This is a genomic window from Pseudomonas sp. FSL R10-1350 (genome assembly GCF_009600525.1).
GTDB lineage: Bacteria > Pseudomonadota > Gammaproteobacteria > Pseudomonadales > Pseudomonadaceae > Aquipseudomonas > Aquipseudomonas helleri.
On the sequence record NZ_WIVR01000003.1, the window covers coordinates 91177 to 110569 of the forward strand.

Annotated in this window: 18 protein-coding genes; 3 read left to right on the forward strand and 15 right to left on the reverse strand. The window is 56.9% G+C overall.

Annotated features, from left to right (window positions below; all coding sequences use genetic code 11):
* Positions 1 to 30 precede the first annotated feature (30 nt).
* The 12 genes from GHO25_RS02405 to GHO25_RS02460 all read right to left on the reverse strand — a co-directional run bounded on the left by GHO25_RS02405 (position 31) and on the right by GHO25_RS02460 (position 13564).
* A complete protein-coding gene (locus GHO25_RS02405; RefSeq protein ID WP_153389802.1) occupies positions 31 to 1395 on the reverse strand; it encodes a UDP-glucose/GDP-mannose dehydrogenase family protein in 1365 nt (454 codons plus the stop codon).
* Positions 1392 to 1799, reverse strand: a complete 408-nt coding sequence (arnF, locus tag GHO25_RS02410; RefSeq protein WP_048391328.1) for a 4-amino-4-deoxy-L-arabinose-phosphoundecaprenol flippase subunit ArnF — start codon at positions 1797 to 1799, stop codon at positions 1392 to 1394. The genes GHO25_RS02405 and arnF overlap by 4 nt, the downstream gene beginning before the upstream one ends.
* Positions 1796 to 2140, reverse strand: coding sequence for a 4-amino-4-deoxy-L-arabinose-phosphoundecaprenol flippase subunit ArnE (gene arnE / locus GHO25_RS02415; protein WP_048371776.1), 345 nt, complete (start codon positions 2138 to 2140; stop codon positions 1796 to 1798). Before arnE ends, arnF begins: the two co-directional genes overlap by 4 nt.
* Positions 2137 to 3786 carry a lipid IV(A) 4-amino-4-deoxy-L-arabinosyltransferase gene (gene arnT / locus GHO25_RS02420; protein ID WP_153389803.1) on the reverse strand — a complete coding sequence of 550 codons (1650 nt, stop codon included), beginning with the start codon at positions 3784 to 3786 and terminating at the stop codon, positions 2137 to 2139. The genes arnE and arnT overlap by 4 nt, the downstream gene beginning before the upstream one ends.
* Positions 3783 to 4667, reverse strand: a complete 885-nt coding sequence (gene arnD, locus GHO25_RS02425; RefSeq protein WP_048371772.1) for a 4-deoxy-4-formamido-L-arabinose-phosphoundecaprenol deformylase — start codon at positions 4665 to 4667, stop codon at positions 3783 to 3785. Before arnD ends, arnT begins: the two co-directional genes overlap by 4 nt.
* Positions 4667 to 6658 (reverse strand): bifunctional UDP-4-amino-4-deoxy-L-arabinose formyltransferase/UDP-glucuronic acid oxidase ArnA, encoded by a 1992-nt coding sequence (arnA, locus tag GHO25_RS02430; protein ID WP_153389804.1) that lies wholly within the window; start codon positions 6656 to 6658, stop codon positions 4667 to 4669. Before arnA ends, arnD begins: the two co-directional genes overlap by 1 nt.
* Before the next feature lie 2 nt (positions 6659 to 6660).
* Positions 6661 to 7668 carry an undecaprenyl-phosphate 4-deoxy-4-formamido-L-arabinose transferase gene (gene arnC / locus GHO25_RS02435; protein ID WP_048371766.1) on the reverse strand — a complete coding sequence of 336 codons (1008 nt, stop codon included), beginning with the start codon at positions 7666 to 7668 and terminating at the stop codon, positions 6661 to 6663.
* Between the two features lie 481 nt (positions 7669 to 8149).
* Complete coding sequence (gene efeO / locus GHO25_RS02440; protein ID WP_048371765.1) at positions 8150 to 8974, reverse strand: iron uptake system protein EfeO; 825 nt, start codon at positions 8972 to 8974, stop codon at positions 8150 to 8152.
* A 42-nt stretch (positions 8975 to 9016) separates the two neighbouring features.
* Positions 9017 to 10336, reverse strand: coding sequence for an iron uptake transporter deferrochelatase/peroxidase subunit (gene efeB / locus GHO25_RS02445; protein WP_153330300.1), 1320 nt, complete (start codon positions 10334 to 10336; stop codon positions 9017 to 9019).
* Between the two features lie 16 nt (positions 10337 to 10352).
* Positions 10353 to 11546: an iron uptake system protein EfeO gene (gene efeO, locus GHO25_RS02450; RefSeq protein ID WP_153389805.1), complete on the reverse strand. Its 1194-nt coding sequence runs from the start codon at positions 11544 to 11546 to the stop codon at positions 10353 to 10355.
* A gap of 8 nt (positions 11547 to 11554) precedes the next feature.
* Positions 11555 to 12397 carry an iron uptake transporter permease EfeU gene (gene efeU / locus GHO25_RS02455; protein ID WP_153389806.1) on the reverse strand — a complete coding sequence of 281 codons (843 nt, stop codon included), beginning with the start codon at positions 12395 to 12397 and terminating at the stop codon, positions 11555 to 11557.
* Positions 12398 to 12562: 165 nt separating this feature from the next.
* Positions 12563 to 13564, reverse strand: a complete 1002-nt coding sequence (locus tag GHO25_RS02460; RefSeq protein ID WP_153389807.1) for a DNA-binding protein — start codon at positions 13562 to 13564, stop codon at positions 12563 to 12565.
* 178 nt (positions 13565 to 13742) lie between these two features.
* On the opposite strand from GHO25_RS02460, the gene GHO25_RS02465 reads away from it, so the two are divergent.
* The 3 genes from GHO25_RS02465 (at position 13743) to ahpF (ending at position 17105) form a co-directional block, all read left to right on the forward strand.
* A complete protein-coding gene (locus GHO25_RS02465) occupies positions 13743 to 14681 on the forward strand; it encodes a site-specific integrase (RefSeq protein WP_153389808.1) in 939 nt (312 codons plus the stop codon).
* A 172-nt stretch (positions 14682 to 14853) separates the two neighbouring features.
* Entirely contained in the window at positions 14854 to 15417 is a 564-nt protein-coding gene (ahpC, locus tag GHO25_RS02470; RefSeq protein ID WP_016780891.1) for an alkyl hydroperoxide reductase subunit C, read from the forward strand.
* A gap of 125 nt (positions 15418 to 15542) precedes the next feature.
* Positions 15543 to 17105 carry an alkyl hydroperoxide reductase subunit F gene (gene ahpF / locus GHO25_RS02475; RefSeq protein WP_153389809.1) on the forward strand — a complete coding sequence of 521 codons (1563 nt, stop codon included), beginning with the start codon at positions 15543 to 15545 and terminating at the stop codon, positions 17103 to 17105.
* 110 nt (positions 17106 to 17215) lie between these two features.
* On the opposite strand, the gene GHO25_RS02480 is transcribed toward ahpF, so the two are convergent.
* The 3 genes from GHO25_RS02480 to GHO25_RS02490 all read right to left on the reverse strand — a co-directional run bounded on the left by GHO25_RS02480 (position 17216) and on the right by GHO25_RS02490 (position 19297).
* Entirely contained in the window at positions 17216 to 17845 is a 630-nt protein-coding gene (locus GHO25_RS02480) for a TetR/AcrR family transcriptional regulator (RefSeq protein WP_306108762.1), read from the reverse strand.
* 104 nt (positions 17846 to 17949) lie between these two features.
* Entirely contained in the window at positions 17950 to 18471 is a 522-nt protein-coding gene (gene gloA / locus GHO25_RS02485; protein WP_153389811.1) for a lactoylglutathione lyase, read from the reverse strand.
* A 466-nt stretch (positions 18472 to 18937) separates the two neighbouring features.
* The gene (locus tag GHO25_RS02490) at positions 18938 to 19297 is read right to left on the reverse strand and encodes a histone-like nucleoid-structuring protein, MvaT/MvaU family (RefSeq protein ID WP_048371921.1); all 360 of its coding nucleotides are present in this window, start codon (positions 19295 to 19297) and stop codon (positions 18938 to 18940) included.
* Between the last annotated feature and the right edge of the window lie 96 nt (positions 19298 to 19393).

Sequence of the window (19393 nt, forward strand, 5' to 3'; positions counted from 1 at the left end):
ATTGTTGCCAATGGCGGCGCTGTTAAAGCGTTAAATGGCTGTAGCGCCTTGTGAAACCGGCAAGTTGATAGACTCGCCGCGTCCCATCGGGAAGTACTGCAAGCCCGCGCGGGTCAGGCGCTCGCTGTCGTACAGGTTACGACCGTCGAAAATCACCGGGGTTTTCAGGCGTTGTTTGATCAGGTCAAAATCTGGCGCCTTGAATTGCTGCCATTCAGTGCACACGATCAAAGCATCGGCGCCTTGCAACACGGACTCCGGGGTGCCCATCAGGCTCAGGCGAGGTTCATCACCGTACAGGCGCTGGGTTTCTTGCATGGCTTCAGGGTCGAAGGCGCGAACGTCTGCGCCCGCTGCCCACAAGGCTTCCATCAGTACGCGGCTAGGCGCGTCGCGCATGTCGTCGGTGTTGGGTTTGAACGCCAGGCCCCACAAGGCAAAGGTTTTGCCCTTGAGGTCGCCTTTGAAGTAGGCATTGATGCGATCAAACAGCTTGTGCTTTTGACGCTCGTTGATGGCTTCTACAGCTTGCAGCAGGTCGCTGGAGCAGTTGACTTGCTGAGCGCTATGGATCAGCGCGCGCATGTCTTTAGGGAAGCACGAACCGCCATAGCCGCAGCCAGGGTAGATAAAGTGGTAGCCAATACGGGTGTCGGCACCGATGCCCAGACGCACCGACTCAATGTCCGCACCCAGGTGTTCGGCCAGTTCGGCGATCTGGTTGATAAAGCTGATTTTGGTCGCCAGCATGCAGTTGGCAGCGTACTTGGTCAGCTCGGCGCTGCGCAGATCCATGTTGATGATGCGGTCATGGTTGCGGTTGAATGGGGCGTACAGGTCACGCATCACGTCGCGTACTTCGTCGCGCTCGCAACCAATGATGATGCGGTCCGGGCGGCGGCAGTCGCTGACAGCCGAGCCTTCTTTGAGAAATTCCGGGTTGGACACCACGTCAAATTGCAACGCGCGGCCGGCTTGTTCCAGCGCTTTGTTGATGTGCGCGGTCAGTGCGTCACCGGTGCCCACGGGCACGGTGGATTTCTCGACCAGAATCACCGGTTCTACGCGGTGACGGGCTACTGCGTCGCCCACCGAGAATACCGCTTTAAGGTCTGCCGAACCGTCTTCGCTGGGCGGAGTGCCAACGGCGATAAACAGTACCTGGCCATGCTCAACAGCGGTTTTTTCGTCGCTGGTGAAGCGCAGGCGTTTGCTTTCAAGGTTTTCACGCACCAGGCTCGAAAGCCCAGGCTCAAAAATGCTGACGTGACCTTGCTGTAACAGCTCGACCTTTTTCTGATCAATGTCCATGCAAATCACGTCGTGGCCGACTTCCGCCAATACCGTTGCCTGCACCAGGCCTACATAACCACTACCAAATACACTGATTTTCATGCGCTGTTCCTGGAACTTGGGGTACGTCGAGAGTTGATCGTCAGCACCCCCAGAATGACCAAGGCCACCCCAAGGGTTTTTGAAAGGGTGAAGCTTTCATGGAATACCGGCAGGCTGGCCGCCAGCAGGTAGACCAGGGCGTAGCTGAAGCTGAGCAGCGAATAGGCCCGCCCTAAGGGCAGATCACGCAAGGCCAGCAACCAGCAGAGCATTGACAGTGCGTAGGCCATGATCGCGGCAAACACGACTGCCAATGCGCTGATTGAAACGTCTCCTTGGCTGATTGCCTCCAGCCACTGTGTCGGTTCCGGCAAGCGCGTCATGCTCCAGCGCATGCCTAACTGGGCGCCGCTGACCAGCAATACACTTGAGCAGGCAAAGGTAAAACCACGACGCAGGCTCATGCGTGTTGCCCCAGCAGAACCACACCGGCAATCACCAGGCCCACGCCACACCAGTGGCGCAGGTCGATGGTTTCTTTAAACAGATAGCGGGCTACCAGAGTGATCAATACAAAGTTGAGGCTGAGCATCGGGTAAGCGATGCCCACTTCAAGGCGTTGCAACACCAGCAACCACACCAGCAAACCCAAACCCAGGCATAGCAGGGCCAACCATAGCCAGGGGGAGCGCAGCTTTTGCGCGATCCCCGACTCAGGCCCACGCCAGCTTTCAACGGCGTACTTCTGGGCCACTTGGCCTGCACACGTCAACAGACATGCCATGAGCAACAGGGTGAGGGTCATGGAGTGGTCTGCGGGTAGATCAAAATCACCATGTTGCCTTCGTCAAAACGTTGGGCGTCTTTGGGCAGCATGTCCATTTCATGGGTTTCATCGCTGTCCTTAACCCGCATCACAACACCTACCGGGCCTTTAAGACGTGCATCGGCAAGCCATTGCTGAACGTCTTCCAGACCGATGCTTTTGCCTTTGGCATCGTCATAAGTCAGGCCGTATTTAACCTCGCCCTGCGTGTTGTACAGCGTCACGTCTGGACGACGCAGGCGCCATGACAGTGCCGATGCCGCGCCCAAGTCGTTACTCATCAGGGCAGTCGCAGGCTTCAATGCGTCCAGATGATGCAGTACAAACTGGTCAGGCATTTTGTTGTGCACCACGCTGCTCGGCATGCTGGCTGGCAACACCAGGACCAGAACGCCCATGGCGACTGCAGGCGCCGCCCACATTTTCAGCGGACGGGTCATGGCCAGGAGGCCGGTGACGATCCAGGTCAGCAACACCACAACCAGCAAAGCCATGTGCAGCGGCTCGTTGTCGTAGAACGGTTTTTTGATCTGGAAGAAGATCAGGGCCAGCAAGGCCACGGCGCCAATCAGCAGGTTGACCAGGCCGTTGAGGCGCAGCGACAGGGTTTTCGCCTGATCAACGCGATCCATCAGGGCATGGCCCAGCAACAGGGCCAGCGGCAGCATGCAGGGCATGATGTAGGTCGGCAGTTTGCCCTTGCTCAGGCTGAACAAGGCCAGTGGCAGCAACATCCACATCAGCACAAAGATCACGCCGGTCTGACGCTTCTGGCTCCAGGCATCTTTGAGCGTGGCAGGCAGCAGGGCTGCCCACGGCAAGCTGGAAACCACCATCAGCGGCAGGTAGAACCACCATGGACGACCGTGCTGGGCATCTTCACCGGCAAAGCGGCGGATGTGCTCGTGCCAGAAGAAGAAACGCCAGTAGTCCGGCTCTTGTGCGTGTACCGCCAGTACCCACGGCAACGACACGATAGCCGCGACCAACATGGCGACCAGGCCGTACTTGACCAGCTCCAGAAAACGCTTTTGCCAGATCATGTAGGGCAGGGCGATCAGCACCGGCAGTAACAGGGCCAGAAAGCCCTTGGTCATAAAGCCCATGCCGCAGGCAAAGCCCAGCAGCGCCCAACTGAACAGGCGCTGGCGTGAGTCTTGGGTATCGACTGCAAACCACAGGGCAACCAGGCTCAGGTTGACCCACAGGGTGAACTGCGGATCGAGGTTGGAGTAGCCAGCCTGACCAGCAATGAGGCCGAAGGTCATGTACACCAGCGCGCAGGCGAAGCTCTTGCGCGGGTCGTTCCACAGGCGGCGGGCGACCAGGTAGGCCAGCAACACGCTCAGGCCCGTGGCAATCGCCGAGGCAATCCGCACGCCAAACAGGTTTTCACCAAAAATGGCCTGGCCGATCGCGATCATCCAGTAACCGGCAATCGGTTTCTCGAAGTAGCGTATGTCCATGAAGTGCGGGGTGACCCAGTTACCATCGACCAGGATTTGCTGGCCGATCTGGGCATAACGCGTTTCGTCCGGGATCCACAGGCCGTGGGTACCCAGGGGCAACAGGTAGAAAGCAACAAATGCCAATACCAGCAGCGGAATCATCCAGCGTTGAGTCATGGCTTCTGCACTCCCAGCCAACCTTCACGACCTTCCAGCACGCCACGGCTCAATTGGCCGGCGGGCAGGCTGTCGATATCGGCGGGTAACAAGTCCTTAAGGGGCTGAAAGTGAATGTCGCGGGCACGTGCCTGCGTCAGCAATTGACGAAAGTCATTGGCCATTAGAATCCCTTCTACTTCTGCATGGATGGTGTACGCGTTCAGCTTTTGCGGGCTGAAGCGATCAAGAATGTATGAATTGAAGTCGGCAGCACTCAGCTCGGGCCCGACTACTTCATCGAATGTAGGCAAATCAACAGGGATTTGCGGCGCGCCCAGTCTGCCGTCGGCCAACCTTGGCCGAAACAGACTGTGCCCGCGGCAATCGCTGTTGTAACGAAAGCCAAAAGTTTCTTTGGCCTGGACTACGCGTTCATCTGCGCGCCAACCGGCGGCGGCCGAACACTCGACCGCTTGCCCGGTGATGTCGCTCAGGGTGTCAACACCCCGGCGAATCTGCTCGATCAGTTGTGCCTCGCTCCAGCGCCCGGTGTTGGCCTGCCAGCCGTGGTGATCCCACGCGTGCAAACCCACCTCGTGGCCCGCGGCCAGGGTCTGGCGCATCAAATGCCCCAGATCCTTGCCGATCGGTTTGCCAGGCCAGGCGGTGCCGGCCAGCAAAATATCCCAGCCGTACAGGCTGGCTGCCTTGGAGCGCATCATTTTCCAGAAGAACTGGGGCTTGATCAGGCGCCATAAATGACGGCCCATGTTGTCCGGCCCTACGCTAAAGAAAAACGTGGCTTTTACATCGGCTTCGTCGAGCAGTTCGAGTAACCGAGGCACCCCTTCACGGGTGCCTCGGTAGGTGTCGACATCAATACGTAGTCCAGCTTGCATTAACGTTTTTCCGCGATTTCAACCATGGCTTCACGCAGGAAGAAATCCAGAGTCTTGCCGATGGTTTCGCTCAGCTCGGTGGTCGGTGTCCAGTCGATCAGGCGACGTGCGTTCTCAACGCTTGGCTTACGGTGGCTCACGTCCTGGTAGCCGGTGCCGTAGAACGACTGGCTTTCAACATCGCGGAAACCGGCGAACGGCGGGAAGTTGTCACGCAGCGGGTGCGCCTCGAACTGACGCAGCAACTCATGGCCCAGTTCACGAATGCTGGCTTCGTTTTCCGGGTTGCCGATGTTGATGATCTGGCCGTCACACTTGCCGTCTTTGTTTTCAATGATGCGTGCCAGGGCTTCGATGCCGTCAGCCACGTCAGTGAAGCAGCGCTTCTGAGCACCACCGTCAACCAGACGGATCGGGGTACCTTCCACGAGGTGCAGGATCAACTGAGTGATGGCGCGCGAGCTGCCAACACGAGCCGAATCCAGACGGTCCAGACGCGGGCCCATCCAGTTGAACGGACGGAACAGGGTGAACTTCAGGCCTTTGGTGCCGTAAGCCCAGATCACGCGGTCCAGCAGTTGCTTGGACACGGAGTAGATCCAGCGCTGCTTGTTGATCGGGCCAACAATCAGGTTGGAGGTGTCTTCGTCGAAGTTCTGGTCCTGGCACATGCCATACACTTCGGACGTGGACGGGAAGATCACGCGCTTGTTGTACTTGACGCAGTAGCGAACCAGCTTGAGGTTCTCTTCGAAGTCCAGTTCGAATACGCGCAGCGGGTTACGGGTGTATTCGATCGGCGTGGCGATGGCGACCAGCGGCAGGATCACGTCGCACTTCTTGATGTGGTACTCGATCCACTCGGTGTGGATGCTGATGTCGCCTTCCACGAAGTGGAAGTTCGGATGGCTGCGCAGGCGGTCAATGGCGTCGGAGCCGATGTCCAGGCCGTACACTTCGTAGCGGTCGTCTTGCAGCAGACGCTCGGACAGGTGGTTACCGATAAAGCCGTTAACGCCCAGGATCAGAACGCGGGTACGACGGGCCGGACGGCCGGATTCGCTGCCACGCAGACGCGAGCCGTCAACCAGACCTAGTTCACGGGCCAGTTGCGTGCCGCTCAGGTACAGGCCGTTGTCGTTGCGCTGACCGGCGGTGATCACCAGCGAGTCTTTGCCACAAGCGATACGCAGCGGGTCGCAGCTGATCACGTTGCCCGGTGCCTGGCCTTCGTTGCCGGCAACCACTTCACTGGCCCAGACAATCAGTTTGTGCTCGCCAACGGCGCAGAACGCGCCTGGGTACGGCTGGGTGACCGCACGGACCAGGTTGAACAGTTCTTCAGCCGGACGGTTCCACTGCAGCAGGCCATCAGCGGCAGTACGACGACCAAAGTAAGTGGCCTTGGATTCGTCTTGCGGGGTTTCTTTGAGCTTGCCTTCAGGCAGCACAGGCAAGGTTTCTGCCAGCAGTTTTGCAGCGGTTTCACGCAGCTTGGCGTGCAGGCTCAGCGCGGTGTCGCTGCGCTCGATGCTGATGCGTTCCTGGGCAACAATGTCACCGGCATCGGCACGTTTGACCATGCGGTGCAGGGTAACGCCGGTTTCGGTTTCGCCGTTGACCAGTACCCAGTTCGCTGGAGCGCGGCCGCGGTAGCGGGGCAGCAGGGAACCGTGCAGGTTGAACGCGCCTTTGCTGGAGCTGGCCAGCAGTTCTTCGCCCAGCAGGTTGCGGTAGTAGAACGAGAAAATGTAGTCGGCATTCAGTTTGCGAATGCGCTCGATCCACAGTGGGTGGTTAGCATCTTCCGGAGCGTGTACCGGAATGCCTTTACGGGCGCACAGTTGGGCCACAGATCCGTAGAAGTTATTTTCCGAGGGGTCATCAGCATGGGTGAACACGGCAGCAATGTCGTAGCCTGCATTGAGCAGGGCTTCGATGCCTGTGCAGCCAATATCGTGATAGGCGAAAACAACGGCTTTCAAACTCATGGTTAGACCTGTGTCGAAGTAGAAGAAGACGAGTTGCAAGGTGTAGCAGTTTCAGTAGCCGGTTCAGCGCGGACGATTTTCTCGATGAAGAACCGAGGGCGTGCACGCACATCGCTGTACATACGTCCCAGGTACTCACCCAGCAGGCCCATGCCAATGAATTGGCCGCCGGTGAACACAAACAGCACGGCAAACAGCACAAAGGTGCCGTCGCCCGCCCAGGTCGCGCCAAAGATCAGGCGCAATACGATCAGCAAAATGGCGAATATACCGCCCAGCAAGGCCATGCTGAAACCAATGATGCTCAGCAGGCGCAGGGGGGTGGTGGTCATGCAGGTGATCAAGTCAAACATCAGGTTGATCAGGCGCATCGGGCTGTATTTCGAATCGCCGTGTTCACGCTCAGCGTGCTGTACCAACACTTCGGTGGTGTGGCGGGCAAAGCTGTTGGCGAGAATCGGGATAAAGGTGCTGCGCTCACGGCACGCCAGCATCGCGTCGACAATCGAACGGCGATAGGCGCGCAGCATGCACCCGTAGTCGCTCATGGCAACGCCGGTGGAACGCTGAACGGCCAGGTTGATTAGGCGCGAAGGCCAGCGGCGCCAGGCCGAGTCCTGACGGTTGTTGCGCACAGTGCCGACCACGTCATAGCCCAAGGCTGCCTGGGCAACCAGACGCGGGATTTCTTCTGGAGGGTTTTGCAAGTCAGCGTCCAGGGTGATGACTACATCGCCCTTGGAGTTTTCAAAGCCGGCCATGATGGCGGCATGTTGTCCATAGTTACGGTTGAGGATCACCGCCACTACCGGGCTGCCTTCACGTTCGGCAGCGTCTTGCAGGATTTGCGCCGATTTGTCTCGGCTGCCATCGTCGACCAGTACGATTTCGTAAGCTTGGGTAAGCTGGGCACAGGCTGCTTCGGTACGGCGCAGCAGCTCAGGCAGGCTCTGTTCTTCGTTGTAGACCGGAATGACGATCGACACGCACTGGATAGGGTAGGGTTTCAAGTTATTCGTTCCAGTCAGTTTCAATGGTACAAGATGACTCGTCTGAGAAGTCGGCCTGTTCAGGCGCGCTAGACAGATTACGCCTGCAGGCATTAAAGCCTAAAACTGACGAAGGTAAAGTCATCAAACTACGTTATCTACATGATTTTTCTTACAAACTATTTTTGTTATTCCTAAAAGCTGACGCCTACGTTAAACGCAGAGGTGTGAAAAACCTATGAAAGTTGAATCAAAAGGCCATGTTTTTAGGGGGCAGACAGGTGCTATTCAGGAAACCCCGTGTAGCGCTTGGCCCGCGGCTTTATGGGTAAAAGTGTGGGGGAAATGTACCGGGTAACAAGGATGGGGTTTTGGCGATTTTAAACAATGATCCAAGTCATTCATTACACAGAAAAATGACTTTTTTTAACGTACGCAAAAAACAGCGCCAACCTGCGGATTTGTGAAGTGCGTCACACAGATTGGCGCTGCTCAAGCGGGTTTAGTTCAAGCCCAGCTTGCCGCGCAATGTAGACAGGTCTTCGGCCAAAGTGTTAACCGGGCCAACCAGTGCCTTACGATCGTTATCCTTGACCTTGTCGTAGGTTTCAAAACCGCCATCTTTGGTTTTGTACTTGGCCAGGATCTTGTCAACCGTGGCAAAGTTTTTGTCGACCTTGTCGGCAAAAGCTTTGTCATTGGCTGCAATTTGCGGACGGAACAGGTCGAAAATCTTCTTCGCGCCGTCTACGTTGCCCTGGAAGTCATACAGGTCGGTATGGCTGTAACGGTCTTCTTCGCCAGAAATCTTAGTCGCAGCCACTTCTTCCATCAGCGCAGCCGCACCGCCCACGACTTTATCTGGCGGGAAGGTTAGACCGGCAACGCGGGTTTGCAAGTCTTTGACGTCGGCATTGAGTTTGTCAGCCAGCACATCGAGGCCTTTGGTGGTGTTCTCGGAGAACAGGGTGTATTCGATGCGGTGGAAGCCGGTGAAGTCTTCAGCGGTCACGCCTTTCTCATGGTCATCAACCCGGGAGTCGATAGACGCGTCGAGGTCACTGAACAGTTCGGCGATCGGCTCAATCGACTCGTAATGCACGCGGGTCGGTGCGTAGAGCTTTTTGGCGGTGGCCAGGTCGCCCTTTTTGATGGCGTCGGTGAACTTCTGGGTTTCTTGCGCCAGCGTGTCGATTTCATCGGTGACGTAAATCTTGTAGTCCGATACAGGTTGCACCAGGTCCAGTGGTGCATTCGCCGCGAATACCGAGAGCGGGGTGTGGAGCAAACCTAGAGCGATAAACAGTGCGAGCGGCGTCTTCTTCATGGGACTTTTCCGGTTTGTTTTAGGTTCAGGTTGGGGGTGAAATCAAGTTCGAGTCAGGGGCGCTGCGGCATTCAGCAGCGAGCGCCCAATAAAGTCCTTGTCGTCGCGTACGCCCGGCAAGGTAAAGAAGTAACCTCCGCCAATTGGCTTGAGGTATTCCTCCAGTGGCTCACCATTGAGTCGGGTCTGTACGGCGATAAAGCCGTTTTCCAGGTTGCTCTGGTAGCAGATAAACAGCAGGCCCATGTCCAGCTGGCCGTTCTTGTTGACGCCGTTCGAGTAGTTGAACGGGCGGCGCAAGATCAAGTTTTTGCTGGTTTCGGCGGTGCGCGGGTTGGCCAGGCGGATGTGCGCATCCAGCTTGGTGACTTTGCCTTCGGGGTCTTTGCTGTAATCCGGCACGTCGGTTTCGTGATGGCCATCCATCGGTGCGCCGCTGGCCTTGTTGCGGCCGAAGATGCTTTGCTGCTCTTGCAGCGGCGTGCGGTCCCAGCGTTCGACAAAGTTGCGAATGATGCGCACCGCCTGGTAGCTGCCATCGACCGCCCACTTGGGTTCATCGCTGCCTGGCTGAACCCAGACGATGCTGTTCATCAGGGTGTTGTCGTTGGAGTCCGGGTTGGCTGAGCCGTCACGGAAACCCAGGAAGTTGCGCGCGCTCTGCGGGGGAACGCCCGGTTTGGTGGGCGCTTGCGGCGGAACTGTGCCTTCTTGCTTCCAGCGCACCAGCAGCAGGTCGGGCAGGTTTTTAACGATGTCGCGCAGGGCGTGGATGTTGGTGTCGGCGGTGTTGGCGCAAAATTGCAGGCTCAAATCGCCATGGCAAAAGGCAGGCTCCAGCGCGTCGTTGGGAAAGCCCTGCATGCGGCTCAGGTGTTTGGGCTTGACGCTGCCCAAGCCGTAACGCTCATCAAACAGCGACTCTCCGACCGACACCGTCACGGTCAGGTTGTCAGGCGTAACCACCGGGCCGAGGATCCCTGAGTCGGTGGGTGGCAGTTTGGGGTCGACTTGTGTCACCGGGCCGCCCTTGGTCAAAAACGCGATGCGTTCGTTCAGGGTGCGGAACAGGCGTTCGAGGTCTGCACGATCAGTGGCCAGCACGTCGAAGGACACCAGCATGCCGGCAGCCGGGCGAGGCGTGACGATGCCGTTTTGGTGCTGGCCGTGGAACTCGTGGTGATCCTGGGTCTTGTCGCTGCTGGGTGCCTGAGCCACTTGCGCATTGGCTGCACCGCTGGCGGCCATGGCCGGGCAACTGAGAGCGCTGCCTGCCAGCGCGGCACCGGCGACGCCCATGCCGAGCAGTACGCGACGACGTTGCAGGTTGATCTCATTCTGGGTGTTGTCTGAATCGCTCATGTGCGTCTCGTCTGCATTACAGGCCGGAAAGGCCGAGGGCTGGATCGATTCCATCGAGTGCATCGGCCAGAGCCTTGGCCTTGTTACTGATTGCTTGACGCTGGGCGGCGCTTACCGTGTCGTACGTGGCGTAACCCTGTGCGGTTTTAAAGGTGTCGAGTTCGGTGTCGAGTGCAGTGCTGGCGTTATCAATGTTGAGCAAGATGTCGGCATTGTTTTTGGCCAGCAGTGGGCGCAACAGGTCAACCACTTTGCGGGTGGTTTGCAGGTTGGCGGCAAAACCGTTGAGGTCGATATGGCTGTAGCGCTCTTCTTCGCCGCTGGTGGCGCGGGTGTCGGCCATGTTGTGCAGCGTGCGCGAAACGATGCTGACTAACTGCTCGGGCGGCAGTGATTGCGCCATCAGTTGCTGCTTGAGCAACGCCGCATTGGCTTGCAGTTGTTCGGCCACAGGCGCCAGGCCCTGGGTGCTGCGTTGATCAAACAGGCCATATTCGAGGCGATGGAAGCCGCTGAAGCCTGGATCCTGCTCGCGTTTTTCAAAATAGTCGGCGCGGGCATTGAGGGTGTTGTCCAGTTCGCCCAAACGTTGCGCGGCGGGTGCCAAGCGCTGATAAGCCTCGCGGGCCGGTACATAGAGTGCTTGCGCCTGAGCAAGGTCGCCACTGCTGATGGCTTGCGACAGAGCTTCTACCGCCTTGATCAGCGCGTTGCTCTGGCTGCTCAAGTACACCCGGAACTCTGACAGCGGGCCGATAAACGCCACCATCGATGGGCGTGCCTTTGCCTTGGCTTCAGATTCGGCGGTCGGTGTGACATGGAGCTTGCCGCACGGGTTGCTGAGCAGGCCGCAAGTAATGGCGTAATCACCGGGGTTGAGCGTGGCATTGATCACTTGGCTCAAGCCGGGGGCAATGTTTTCGCGCTCTTCAATCACCAGTACGCCGTCGAGGATTTCCCATTCCACGGCGCGTTCCGAGGCGTTGACGATGCGGAAGCTGTTAAAGCCTGCCGGAACTGTCAGCTCATTCGGTTCGCAGCTGTGCGGGTGGATCGTTACGGTGATTTCATTGCTGTGAACCTTGCGTTTGGCGGCGGCCAGTTGCGAGGCGTAATAGAACAAACCGCCGGCCGCGATCATAACGATCACCGAGCCGGCCACCGCCCAGCGCAGTGCGCGAGGAGGTGTACCGCTTGCAGGGGTAGACATGCAGGACCTTATGAGTTCGTCACTGAAGAGGGTTGGGCAACCTTTGGCGCGGGCGGGGAGCGAAAGAACATCACCAGGGCCACGACCAGATAAATCACATAGGCGCCGAGCACGCTGACGGTGGGCGCATCTTGATAGCCGAACATGCCGGCGAGGACCGAACCGAGCGGGCCGTCCATCGGCAGCGTGCTGCTGATATCAAACACCACGCCTTGCAGGGCGTTCCACAGCCCGGCTTCGTGCAGCGCCTGGACCGAGTTGGCCAGGATGCCCGCCGCTACCACCAAGATGAAAAGGCCGGTCCAGCGGAAAAACAAGCTGAGGTTCAGGCGCATGCTGCCGGTGTAGATCGCAAAACCGACGAAGATCGCCAGGATCAAACCGAGCAGGGCGCCCAAAGGCGCTGCCGGGCCCTCGCTTTGCTGGAAAACCGCGAGCAGGAAGAACACGGTTTCAAGCCCTTCGCGAGCCACGGCAAAAAACACCATGGCGATCAGCGCGGTGACCTGGTGTTTGGAGCCAGCAAGGGCGTGATCAAGGGAGGTGTGCAGCGAGCTTTTGATGGAGCGCGCGACTTTGCGCATCCAGAACACCATCGAACTGAGGATGCCGACGGCAATCAGGCCGACGATGCCTTCAAAGAGTTCCTGTTGCTTTTGCGGGAATTCAGCGCTCATCAGCTCCAGGCCGCCACCGACCAGCAGGGACAAGGCTGCGGCAAGGAAAACCCCGATCCATACCGCTGGCATCCACTGCCCACGCCCGGTTTGCTTAAGGTAGCTGGCAATAATGCCGACGATAAGCGCGGCTTCAATGCCCTCGCGCAGCATGATCAGAAAAGGAACAAGCATGAAGAGAGCACCGCGTCACGAATTAGTAGTGGCTAATTTGTAACATACTGATACGTATTGCTAAACAAGAATCGATTTCATTGGCTGAACGGTTGCTGAACGCATGTTCTGGGAGCGGGCTTGCACGTGGAGTTGGTGGCGCTGACGGGCAAGCCTGCTCAAGGGTTAAAGGTCGGTATCGTCTTTTGGAGTATTGCTTAGGCTGGCAGTGAGGGTCTCCAGCGCCGCCTCGGCCTTGAGGGCTCTTAATGTCAAAGCTGCGCTGGCTTCAAGGGCCTGGTTTTGCGCTTCTTTTAATGCCTGGCTTTCTTGGGTGGCGACCCGCAAGCGTTCTTGCAGCAATGTACGTTCGCTTTCCTGCTGGTTCAGTTGGGCGGTCAGTCGTTCATTCAGGTTGCTCAGCTTGTGCTGCTGATCGCTGGCTTGATTCAGCTCTTTGCTCAATGCGCGGCTTTCACTGAGTACGCGTTCGTTATCGCGGTGCAGTTGGGTGATTTCGTCCTGACGCACCAGCGCGCTTTGTTGCGCTTGGCGCAATTCCATTTGTAGTTGTTGCAACTGCCCTTCGTGGCGGCGCTGTTCCTGCTCGCGCTGCTCTTTGACTGCGCTGCGGTAATGCTCCAGCGCATCGCGGGCGTGCAGGTGTTTTTCTTCCAGTGAGCGGATCTGCTCGTCGCGGTCGTTGAGACGCAGCTCGAAATCGCTGCACGCCTGATTGAGGGCGGCGTTGCGCGTTTGTTCGGTTTTCAGCATGGAGCGGGTGGCTTCCAGGTTCGCCGTTTCTTGCTGCAAGGCCGTGTTCAGGATGTCCAGCTCTTTCTGCAATTGCAGATGGTCTTGCTGCGCTTGCGCCAGTTGATCGCGTAACTCTGCTTTGAGCTGCTCGTAGTGCGCTTCGGCGCGGTCTATCGGCTCTTGCGCTTGCTCTTTCAGGCGCTGAGCGAGGCGGGCGACCAGTTCGCTCAGCTCATCACCTAGATGTTCGTGCTGCACGCCACGCCGGGAGTCGGTCTCGTCGAGCTCCTTGAGGTAGCGGTGGATCGTGGTTTTCGATCCGGTGTTGCCCATTTCAATTCGTACTGCATCGATGCTGGGGTGTTCGCCGCGAGCCAGTATCGCCGTGCGCGCTATTTGCACCACCGCCTTGTTTACGCCGCCACGAGCCATGGCATTCTCCTACGATTATGTACTGTGGTATGTACCCTGTAATTACGTACTATATTATCACTTTATTTTTATCATTAATTGCTAATTTTGAGGCGGGATATACTGGTATTATCCCGTGTCATAGCGCCTGAGCCGTTTTTTAGGCGCTATTTCAGTACGTCAACCAAGAGAACAGGGCATGAGCGAGCTGGATCGCTACTTAAACGCCGCGACCCGCGATAACACCCGTCGCAGTTATCGGGCAGCCATCGAGCATTTCGAAGTGACCTGGGGCGGCTTTTTGCCCGCCACCAGCGACAGCGTGGCGCGCTATCTGGTTGCGCACGCCGGCCTGCTGTCGATCAACACGCTCAAGCTGCGTTTGTCGGCGATTGCGCAGTGGCATAACAGCCAGGGCTTTGCCGATCCGACCAAGTCACCGGTGGTGCGCAAAGTGTTCAAGGGCATTCGCGCGCTGCATCCGGCCCAAGAGAAGCAAGCTGCGCCGCTACAGTTGCAGCATCTGGAGCAAGTCATTGACTGGCTTGAAAGTGAGGCGAATATCGCGCAGGCCAATGCGGATCAACCGGGACTGCTGCGCGCGCGGCGCGATGCGGCGTTGATCCTGCTGGGGTTCTGGCGCGGGTTTCGTAGCGATGAGTTGTGTCGCTTGCAGGTCGAGCACGTCCAGGCGGTGGCAGGCTCGGGCATTACCTTGTATTTGCCGCGCAGCAAAAGTGATCGCGACAATCTGGGCAAGACCTTTCAAACCCCGGCGCTGCTGAGGCTATGCCCGGTGCGGGCTTACATCGAATGGCTGAATACAGCAGCCCTGGTACGCGGCCCGGTGTTCAGGGGTATTGATCGCTGGGGCAATCTGAGTGAGGAGGGCTTGCACGCCAATAGCGTGATCCCGCTGCTGCGCCAGGCGCTGGAGCGCGCCGGTATTTCTGCCGAACATTACACCAGTCACTCGCTGCGTCGCGGTTTTGCAACATGGGCGCATCAAAGTGGATGGGACTTGAAGTCGCTGATGAATTACGTCGGCTGGAAAGACATCAAGTCAGCCATGCGCTATGTTGAGTCCACCCCGTTTGCCGGGATGAGCATGACCGCTGAAAAACGCATTGGTAGCTGATCGACGTCAACTTGAAAGCCGGCCATTCGGTCCATATTTAGTTTTTGACTATTTATAGGGTCGGCTGATAGTCAAAACCAATCGTGAGCATCAGCTTTACCAATGAGCCAGATACGAAATGAGTTGTTAGGATTCACCCCATCAACTTTTCAACCCTGACGGAGAGTCAACGATGCCTATCATCAACAGCCAAGTAAAACCGTTCAAAGCTACTGCATACAAAAACGGCAGCTTCGTGGAAGTGTCGGACGCTGACCTGAAAGGCAAGTGGTCTGTAGTGTTCTTCTACCCAGCCGACTTCACCTTCGTTTGCCCAACCGAGCTGGAAGACCTGGCTGACAACTACGAAGAGTTCAAAAAACTCGGCGTGGAAATCTACAGCGTGTCGACTGACACCCACTTTGCTCACGCTGCCTGGCACAACACTTCGCCAGCCATCGGCAAAATCCAGTACACCATGATCGGCGACCCTACGCTGACCATCTCCCGCAACTTCGACGTTCTGATCGAAGAAGCAGGTCTGGCTGACCGCGGTACTTTCGTGATCAACCCGGAAGGTCAGATCAAAATCGTTGAACTGAACGACGGCGGTGTTGGCCGTGACGCTTCCGAGCTGCTGCGCAAAATCAAGGCTGCTCAGTACGTTGCTGCTCACCCAGGCGAAGTCTGCCCAGCTAAATGGAAAGAAGGTGAATCCACCCTCGCTCCTTCGCTGGACCTGGTTGGCAAGATCTAAGTCTGTGAAGACTAGGGCGGTGATCCGCACCTGAGTTGTCAGCAGCATCGCCCTCAAAACGCCCGGGCGACATTCGCTCGGGCGTTTTTTTTGACACAGAATTAAACAGTTAGGAGATCGCCCGTATGTTGGACGCCAATCTAAAAGCACAGTTGAAGTCATACCTGGAGCGGGTCACACAGCCGATCGAGATCGTTGCGTCTCTCGACGACGGTGCGAAATCCCGTGAAATGCATGACCTGTTAAAAGAAATTACCAGCCTGTCCAGCCAGATTACCTTGCTGGAAAACGGCAACGATGCGCGTAAACCGTCGTTCTCGTTGAACCGTCCAGGCGGCGATATCAGCTTGCGTTTTGCTGGTATCCCGATGGGCCACGAATTTACTTCGCTGGTGCTGGCCCTGCTGCAAGTCGGCGGCCACCCATCGAAAGCCAGTGCCGAAGTGATTGAACAAATCCGCTCCCTTAAAGGTGAGTTCAACTTCGAGACGTATTTCTCGCTGTCATGCCAGAACTGCCCGGATGTGGTGCAGGCGCTGAACCTGATGGCAGTGTTGAACCCGAACATTCGCCACGTAGCGATTGACGGTGCGCTGTTCCAGGATGAAGTCACCGAGCGTCAAGTGATGGCGGTGCCGAGCGTTTACCTCAACGGGGTTAACTTCGGTCAGGGCCGCATGGGCCTGGAAGAGATCCTTGGCAAGCTGGACACCAGCGCCATTGAGCGTCAGGCCGAAAAAATCAGCTCCAAAGAAGCCTTTGATGTGCTGGTTATCGGTGGCGGCCCAGCCGGTGCAGCAGCTGCCATCTACGCGGCGCGTAAAGGCATTCGTACCGGTGTGGCGGCAGAACGCTTCGGCGGCCAGGTACTCGACACCATGGCGATCGAGAACTTTATCTCGGTGCAAGAAACCGAAGGCCCGAAACTGGCCACCGCACTGGAAGAACACGTCAAGCAATACGACGTCGACATTATGAACCTGCAACGTGCCGACAAGCTGTTGCCGGGCAAAGCGGGTGAGCTGCACGAAGTTAAGTTCGCCAGCGGTGCTTCGCTCAAAGCCAAGACCGTGATTCTGGCGACCGGTGCCCGCTGGCGCGAAATGAATGTGCCGGGCGAGCAGGAATACCGCAGCCGTGGCGTGGCTTACTGCCCGCACTGTGACGGCCCGCTGTTTAAAGGCAAGCGCGTTGCGGTAATCGGTGGTGGTAACTCGGGTGTCGAGGCGGCCATTGACCTGGCCGGCATCGTGTCACACGTGACATTGCTCGAGTTTGACACCAAGTTGCGCGCTGACGCCGTGTTGCAGCGCAAGCTCAACAGCTTGCCAAACGTAACAGTGATCACTAACGCCCAGACCACTGAAGTGACCGGTGACGGGCAGAAGGTCAACGGTCTGCGCTACAAGGACCGTGCGACAGAAGCCGTGCACACCGTCGAGCTGGAAGGCATTTTTGTGCAGATCGGTCTGCTGCCTAACACCGATTGGCTCAAAGGCACCATCGAGCTGACGCCGCGTGGCGAGATCGTGGTTGATGCACGTGGTGAGACATCGATCCCCGGGATATTTGCTGCCGGTGACGTGACCACCGTGCCTTATAAGCAGATCGTGATTGCGGTCGGCGAAGGTGCCAAAGCCTCTCTGAGCGCTTTCGATCACTTGATCCGCACTTCGGCGCCGGATTGATTGCTCGGCAATAGAGTCGCTTTGCGTTAGCAAAGCCTTTCAGTAAACAAAAGCGCAGCCCACGGGCTGCGCTTTTTTATGTGTGCTAAAAGTATTACGCCTTGGGCGTTTTAATCTTTCAGCAAACCATTGGCCAGCGCAACGAATGCATTTTTTGCTTTCTCCAGTGCGGCCAGTGGTTGTGGGTCAGCGGCGATCCATAAGGCGGCGCTCAATGTGGCGCCATTCAACAGCCTGGCTGTTGCTTCAACCTCGATGTCCTGGATGACGTGCTCGCTTTTCAGCTTCTCCAGGCACTCCATGGTGCCCTGAATGCAAGCGTTCTGGTTTGACCACAGGGCAGGGTTGCCCAGTACTGCGGGGCCATCGAGCAGCACAATACGCTGGATTTCCGGCTCTATCGCCATCTCCATGTAGGCGATGCTTTCATTGATAAAGCCATCCCAGGTGGAGTCCGCCTGAGCGGTAATGGCGTGCAGGCGTACAGACGTCTCCGCGTCTATTTGCTGGATGACGGCCTCAAGCAAGCCTTTTTTGTCGCCAAAGTGGTGATAAAGCGCTCCACGGGTCAGGCCGACATTGGCAGTGAAGTCATCCATTGAGGACTCGGCATAGCCTTTGCTCGCGAATGCTTGCCTGCCTGCTGCCAAAAGCCTGTGCCGCGTGTCTTCAATCATCTCTTTGCGTGTTCGTACCATAGAAGCGCAGATCTCCTGAATCCAATTCAATCCATACAACATACGTGGCGTATCTAATGCTACGGGCTTGATCGCTTCTGAACAACGCTCATGTTTCAGGCGTAAAAAAACCCATGAGCGATCATGGGTTTTTTGACGTGCGAACGTTACAGCGGGGTCGGCTGAATGATCTCGACCCAGTAGGCGTCCGGGTCCTTGATAAAGGCCAGAGATTTCATGCGGCCGTCAGTCAGACGCTTCTGGAAGTCCACGCCCAAGGCTTCAAAGCGCTCGCAAGCGGCGACGATATCAGGTACCGCGATGCAGATATGGCCGAAACCACGCGGTTCAGTGTTGCCGTTGTGGTAAGCAAAATCGGCATCGTTTTCGGTGCCGTGGTTGTGAGTCAACTCCAGGATGCCTGGGATCGACTTCATCCATACGGTACGGGCAGCATCGTCAGCCGGGATCAGGGCTTTATCAACCAGCGCCAGAAAGTACAGGCTGAATTCGGCTTCCGGGAAGTCGCGCTTTTCCAGCAGCGAGAAGCCCAGGACGCGGGTGTAGAAATCGAGGGATTTCTCGATGTCTTTGACGCGCAGCATGGTGTGGTTGAAAACGAATTGTTGGGTAGCGCTATCCGGTTGTGCGGTTACGCCAGGGACGTTGTTCAGTTCTTGCAGGCTCATGAACCCTCCGAAAGTGATGCATGGGTAAACAGTCGATGCACGAATGATACGGAATGTGACGGCCTGCGCGAACCCCGCGGGCAACAAAAGATCGTTGTTTGGGGTGTTCAGCGGGAGTGCGGGGAGGGGAATTGGTAAAATTCAGGCAAAAAGAAGCCCGCCGAAGCGGGCATGGGGCGCTAGTCCTTTAGCAGCCTCTATCCTGTGATGAATCGTGTGAAAAAACTGTGAAAGGGCATCGGTTAATTTAGCCTTTCATCTGGGGAGACTCCGTTCTCGGGAAATGGGCTTATTGTGCCTTGCGCGAGGGTCATCATTGTGACAATTGATCGTGAGTGATTATTAACATTTTGCTTAACGGCGCGTGTTGCACGGGCCTCACACTGTCTGTAAGTCACGTTAGTTATGTCTGGGTTTAGTGATATTAAAAAACCCTGCCGGGCAGGGTTTTTATACTACTAAAGCATTAAGTTCGTACCCAGGACTCAACAGTGGCTGCGCCGTATTGTTCTTTCCATGCCTTCAAACCACGGTGATTACCACCTTTGGTTTCAATCAATTCGCCGGTATGCGGGTTTTTATAGACTTTTAAAACACGAGCCTTGCGCTGTTTTGGTGCTGCTGTTTGGCGCGCAGCTGCAGGGTTTGGATCCAGTATGGCAATAATCTCACGCAGGCCTTTGCCGTAAGAGCTCATCAGCGCCTTAAGTTTCTGTTCAAACTCGATTTCTTTTTTAAGTCCGGCATCATTCTTCAAGGCTTCCAACTGGGCCATTTGTTCTTGAAGGGCCTTTTCGGCAGCACGGTATTCAGCAAGTCTAGACAAGGTCATTACTCCGGTCATGGCTTCGGCATTGACAGGGCCGAAGTGAATTAATGAGGCGAGGCAGCAAGGGGTAGACAGAGACCCGAGTCAACAGTT

Bases quoted from the DNA above. Each gene is read 5' to 3' on its own strand.
- efeO (WP_048371765.1), bottom strand. From the start codon at position 8,974: ATGAAGAAGACGCCGCTCGCACTGTTTATCGCTCTAGGTTTGCTCCAC.
- ahpC (WP_016780891.1), top strand. From the start codon at position 14,854: ATGCCTATCATCAACAGCCAAGTAAAACCGTTCAAAGCTACTGCATAC.
- GHO25_RS02465 (WP_153389808.1), top strand. From the start codon at position 13,743: ATGAGCGAGCTGGATCGCTACTTAAACGCCGCGACCCGCGATAACACC.
- GHO25_RS02460 (WP_153389807.1), bottom strand. From the start codon at position 13,564: ATGGCTCGTGGCGGCGTAAACAAGGCGGTGGTGCAAATAGCGCGCACG.
- GHO25_RS02405 (WP_153389802.1), bottom strand. From the start codon at position 1,395: ATGAAAATCAGTGTATTTGGTAGTGGTTATGTAGGCCTGGTGCAGGCA.
- gloA (WP_153389811.1), bottom strand. From the start codon at position 18,471: ATGAGCCTGCAAGAACTGAACAACGTCCCTGGCGTAACCGCACAACCG.
- ahpF (WP_153389809.1), top strand. From the start codon at position 15,543: ATGTTGGACGCCAATCTAAAAGCACAGTTGAAGTCATACCTGGAGCGG.
- arnE (WP_048371776.1), bottom strand. From the start codon at position 2,140: ATGACCCTCACCCTGTTGCTCATGGCATGTCTGTTGACGTGTGCAGGC.
- arnF (WP_048391328.1), bottom strand. From the start codon at position 1,799: ATGAGCCTGCGTCGTGGTTTTACCTTTGCCTGCTCAAGTGTATTGCTG.
- efeU (WP_153389806.1), bottom strand. From the start codon at position 12,397: ATGCTTGTTCCTTTTCTGATCATGCTGCGCGAGGGCATTGAAGCCGCG.
- efeB (WP_153330300.1), bottom strand. From the start codon at position 10,336: ATGAGCGATTCAGACAACACCCAGAATGAGATCAACCTGCAACGTCGT.
- GHO25_RS02480 (WP_306108762.1), bottom strand. From the start codon at position 17,845: ATGTTGTATGGATTGAATTGGATTCAGGAGATCTGCGCTTCTATGGTA.
- arnD (WP_048371772.1), bottom strand. From the start codon at position 4,667: ATGCAAGCTGGACTACGTATTGATGTCGACACCTACCGAGGCACCCGT.
- arnT (WP_153389803.1), bottom strand. From the start codon at position 3,786: ATGACTCAACGCTGGATGATTCCGCTGCTGGTATTGGCATTTGTTGCT.
- arnA (WP_153389804.1), bottom strand. From the start codon at position 6,658: ATGAGTTTGAAAGCCGTTGTTTTCGCCTATCACGATATTGGCTGCACA.
- efeO (WP_153389805.1), bottom strand. From the start codon at position 11,546: ATGTCTACCCCTGCAAGCGGTACACCTCCTCGCGCACTGCGCTGGGCG.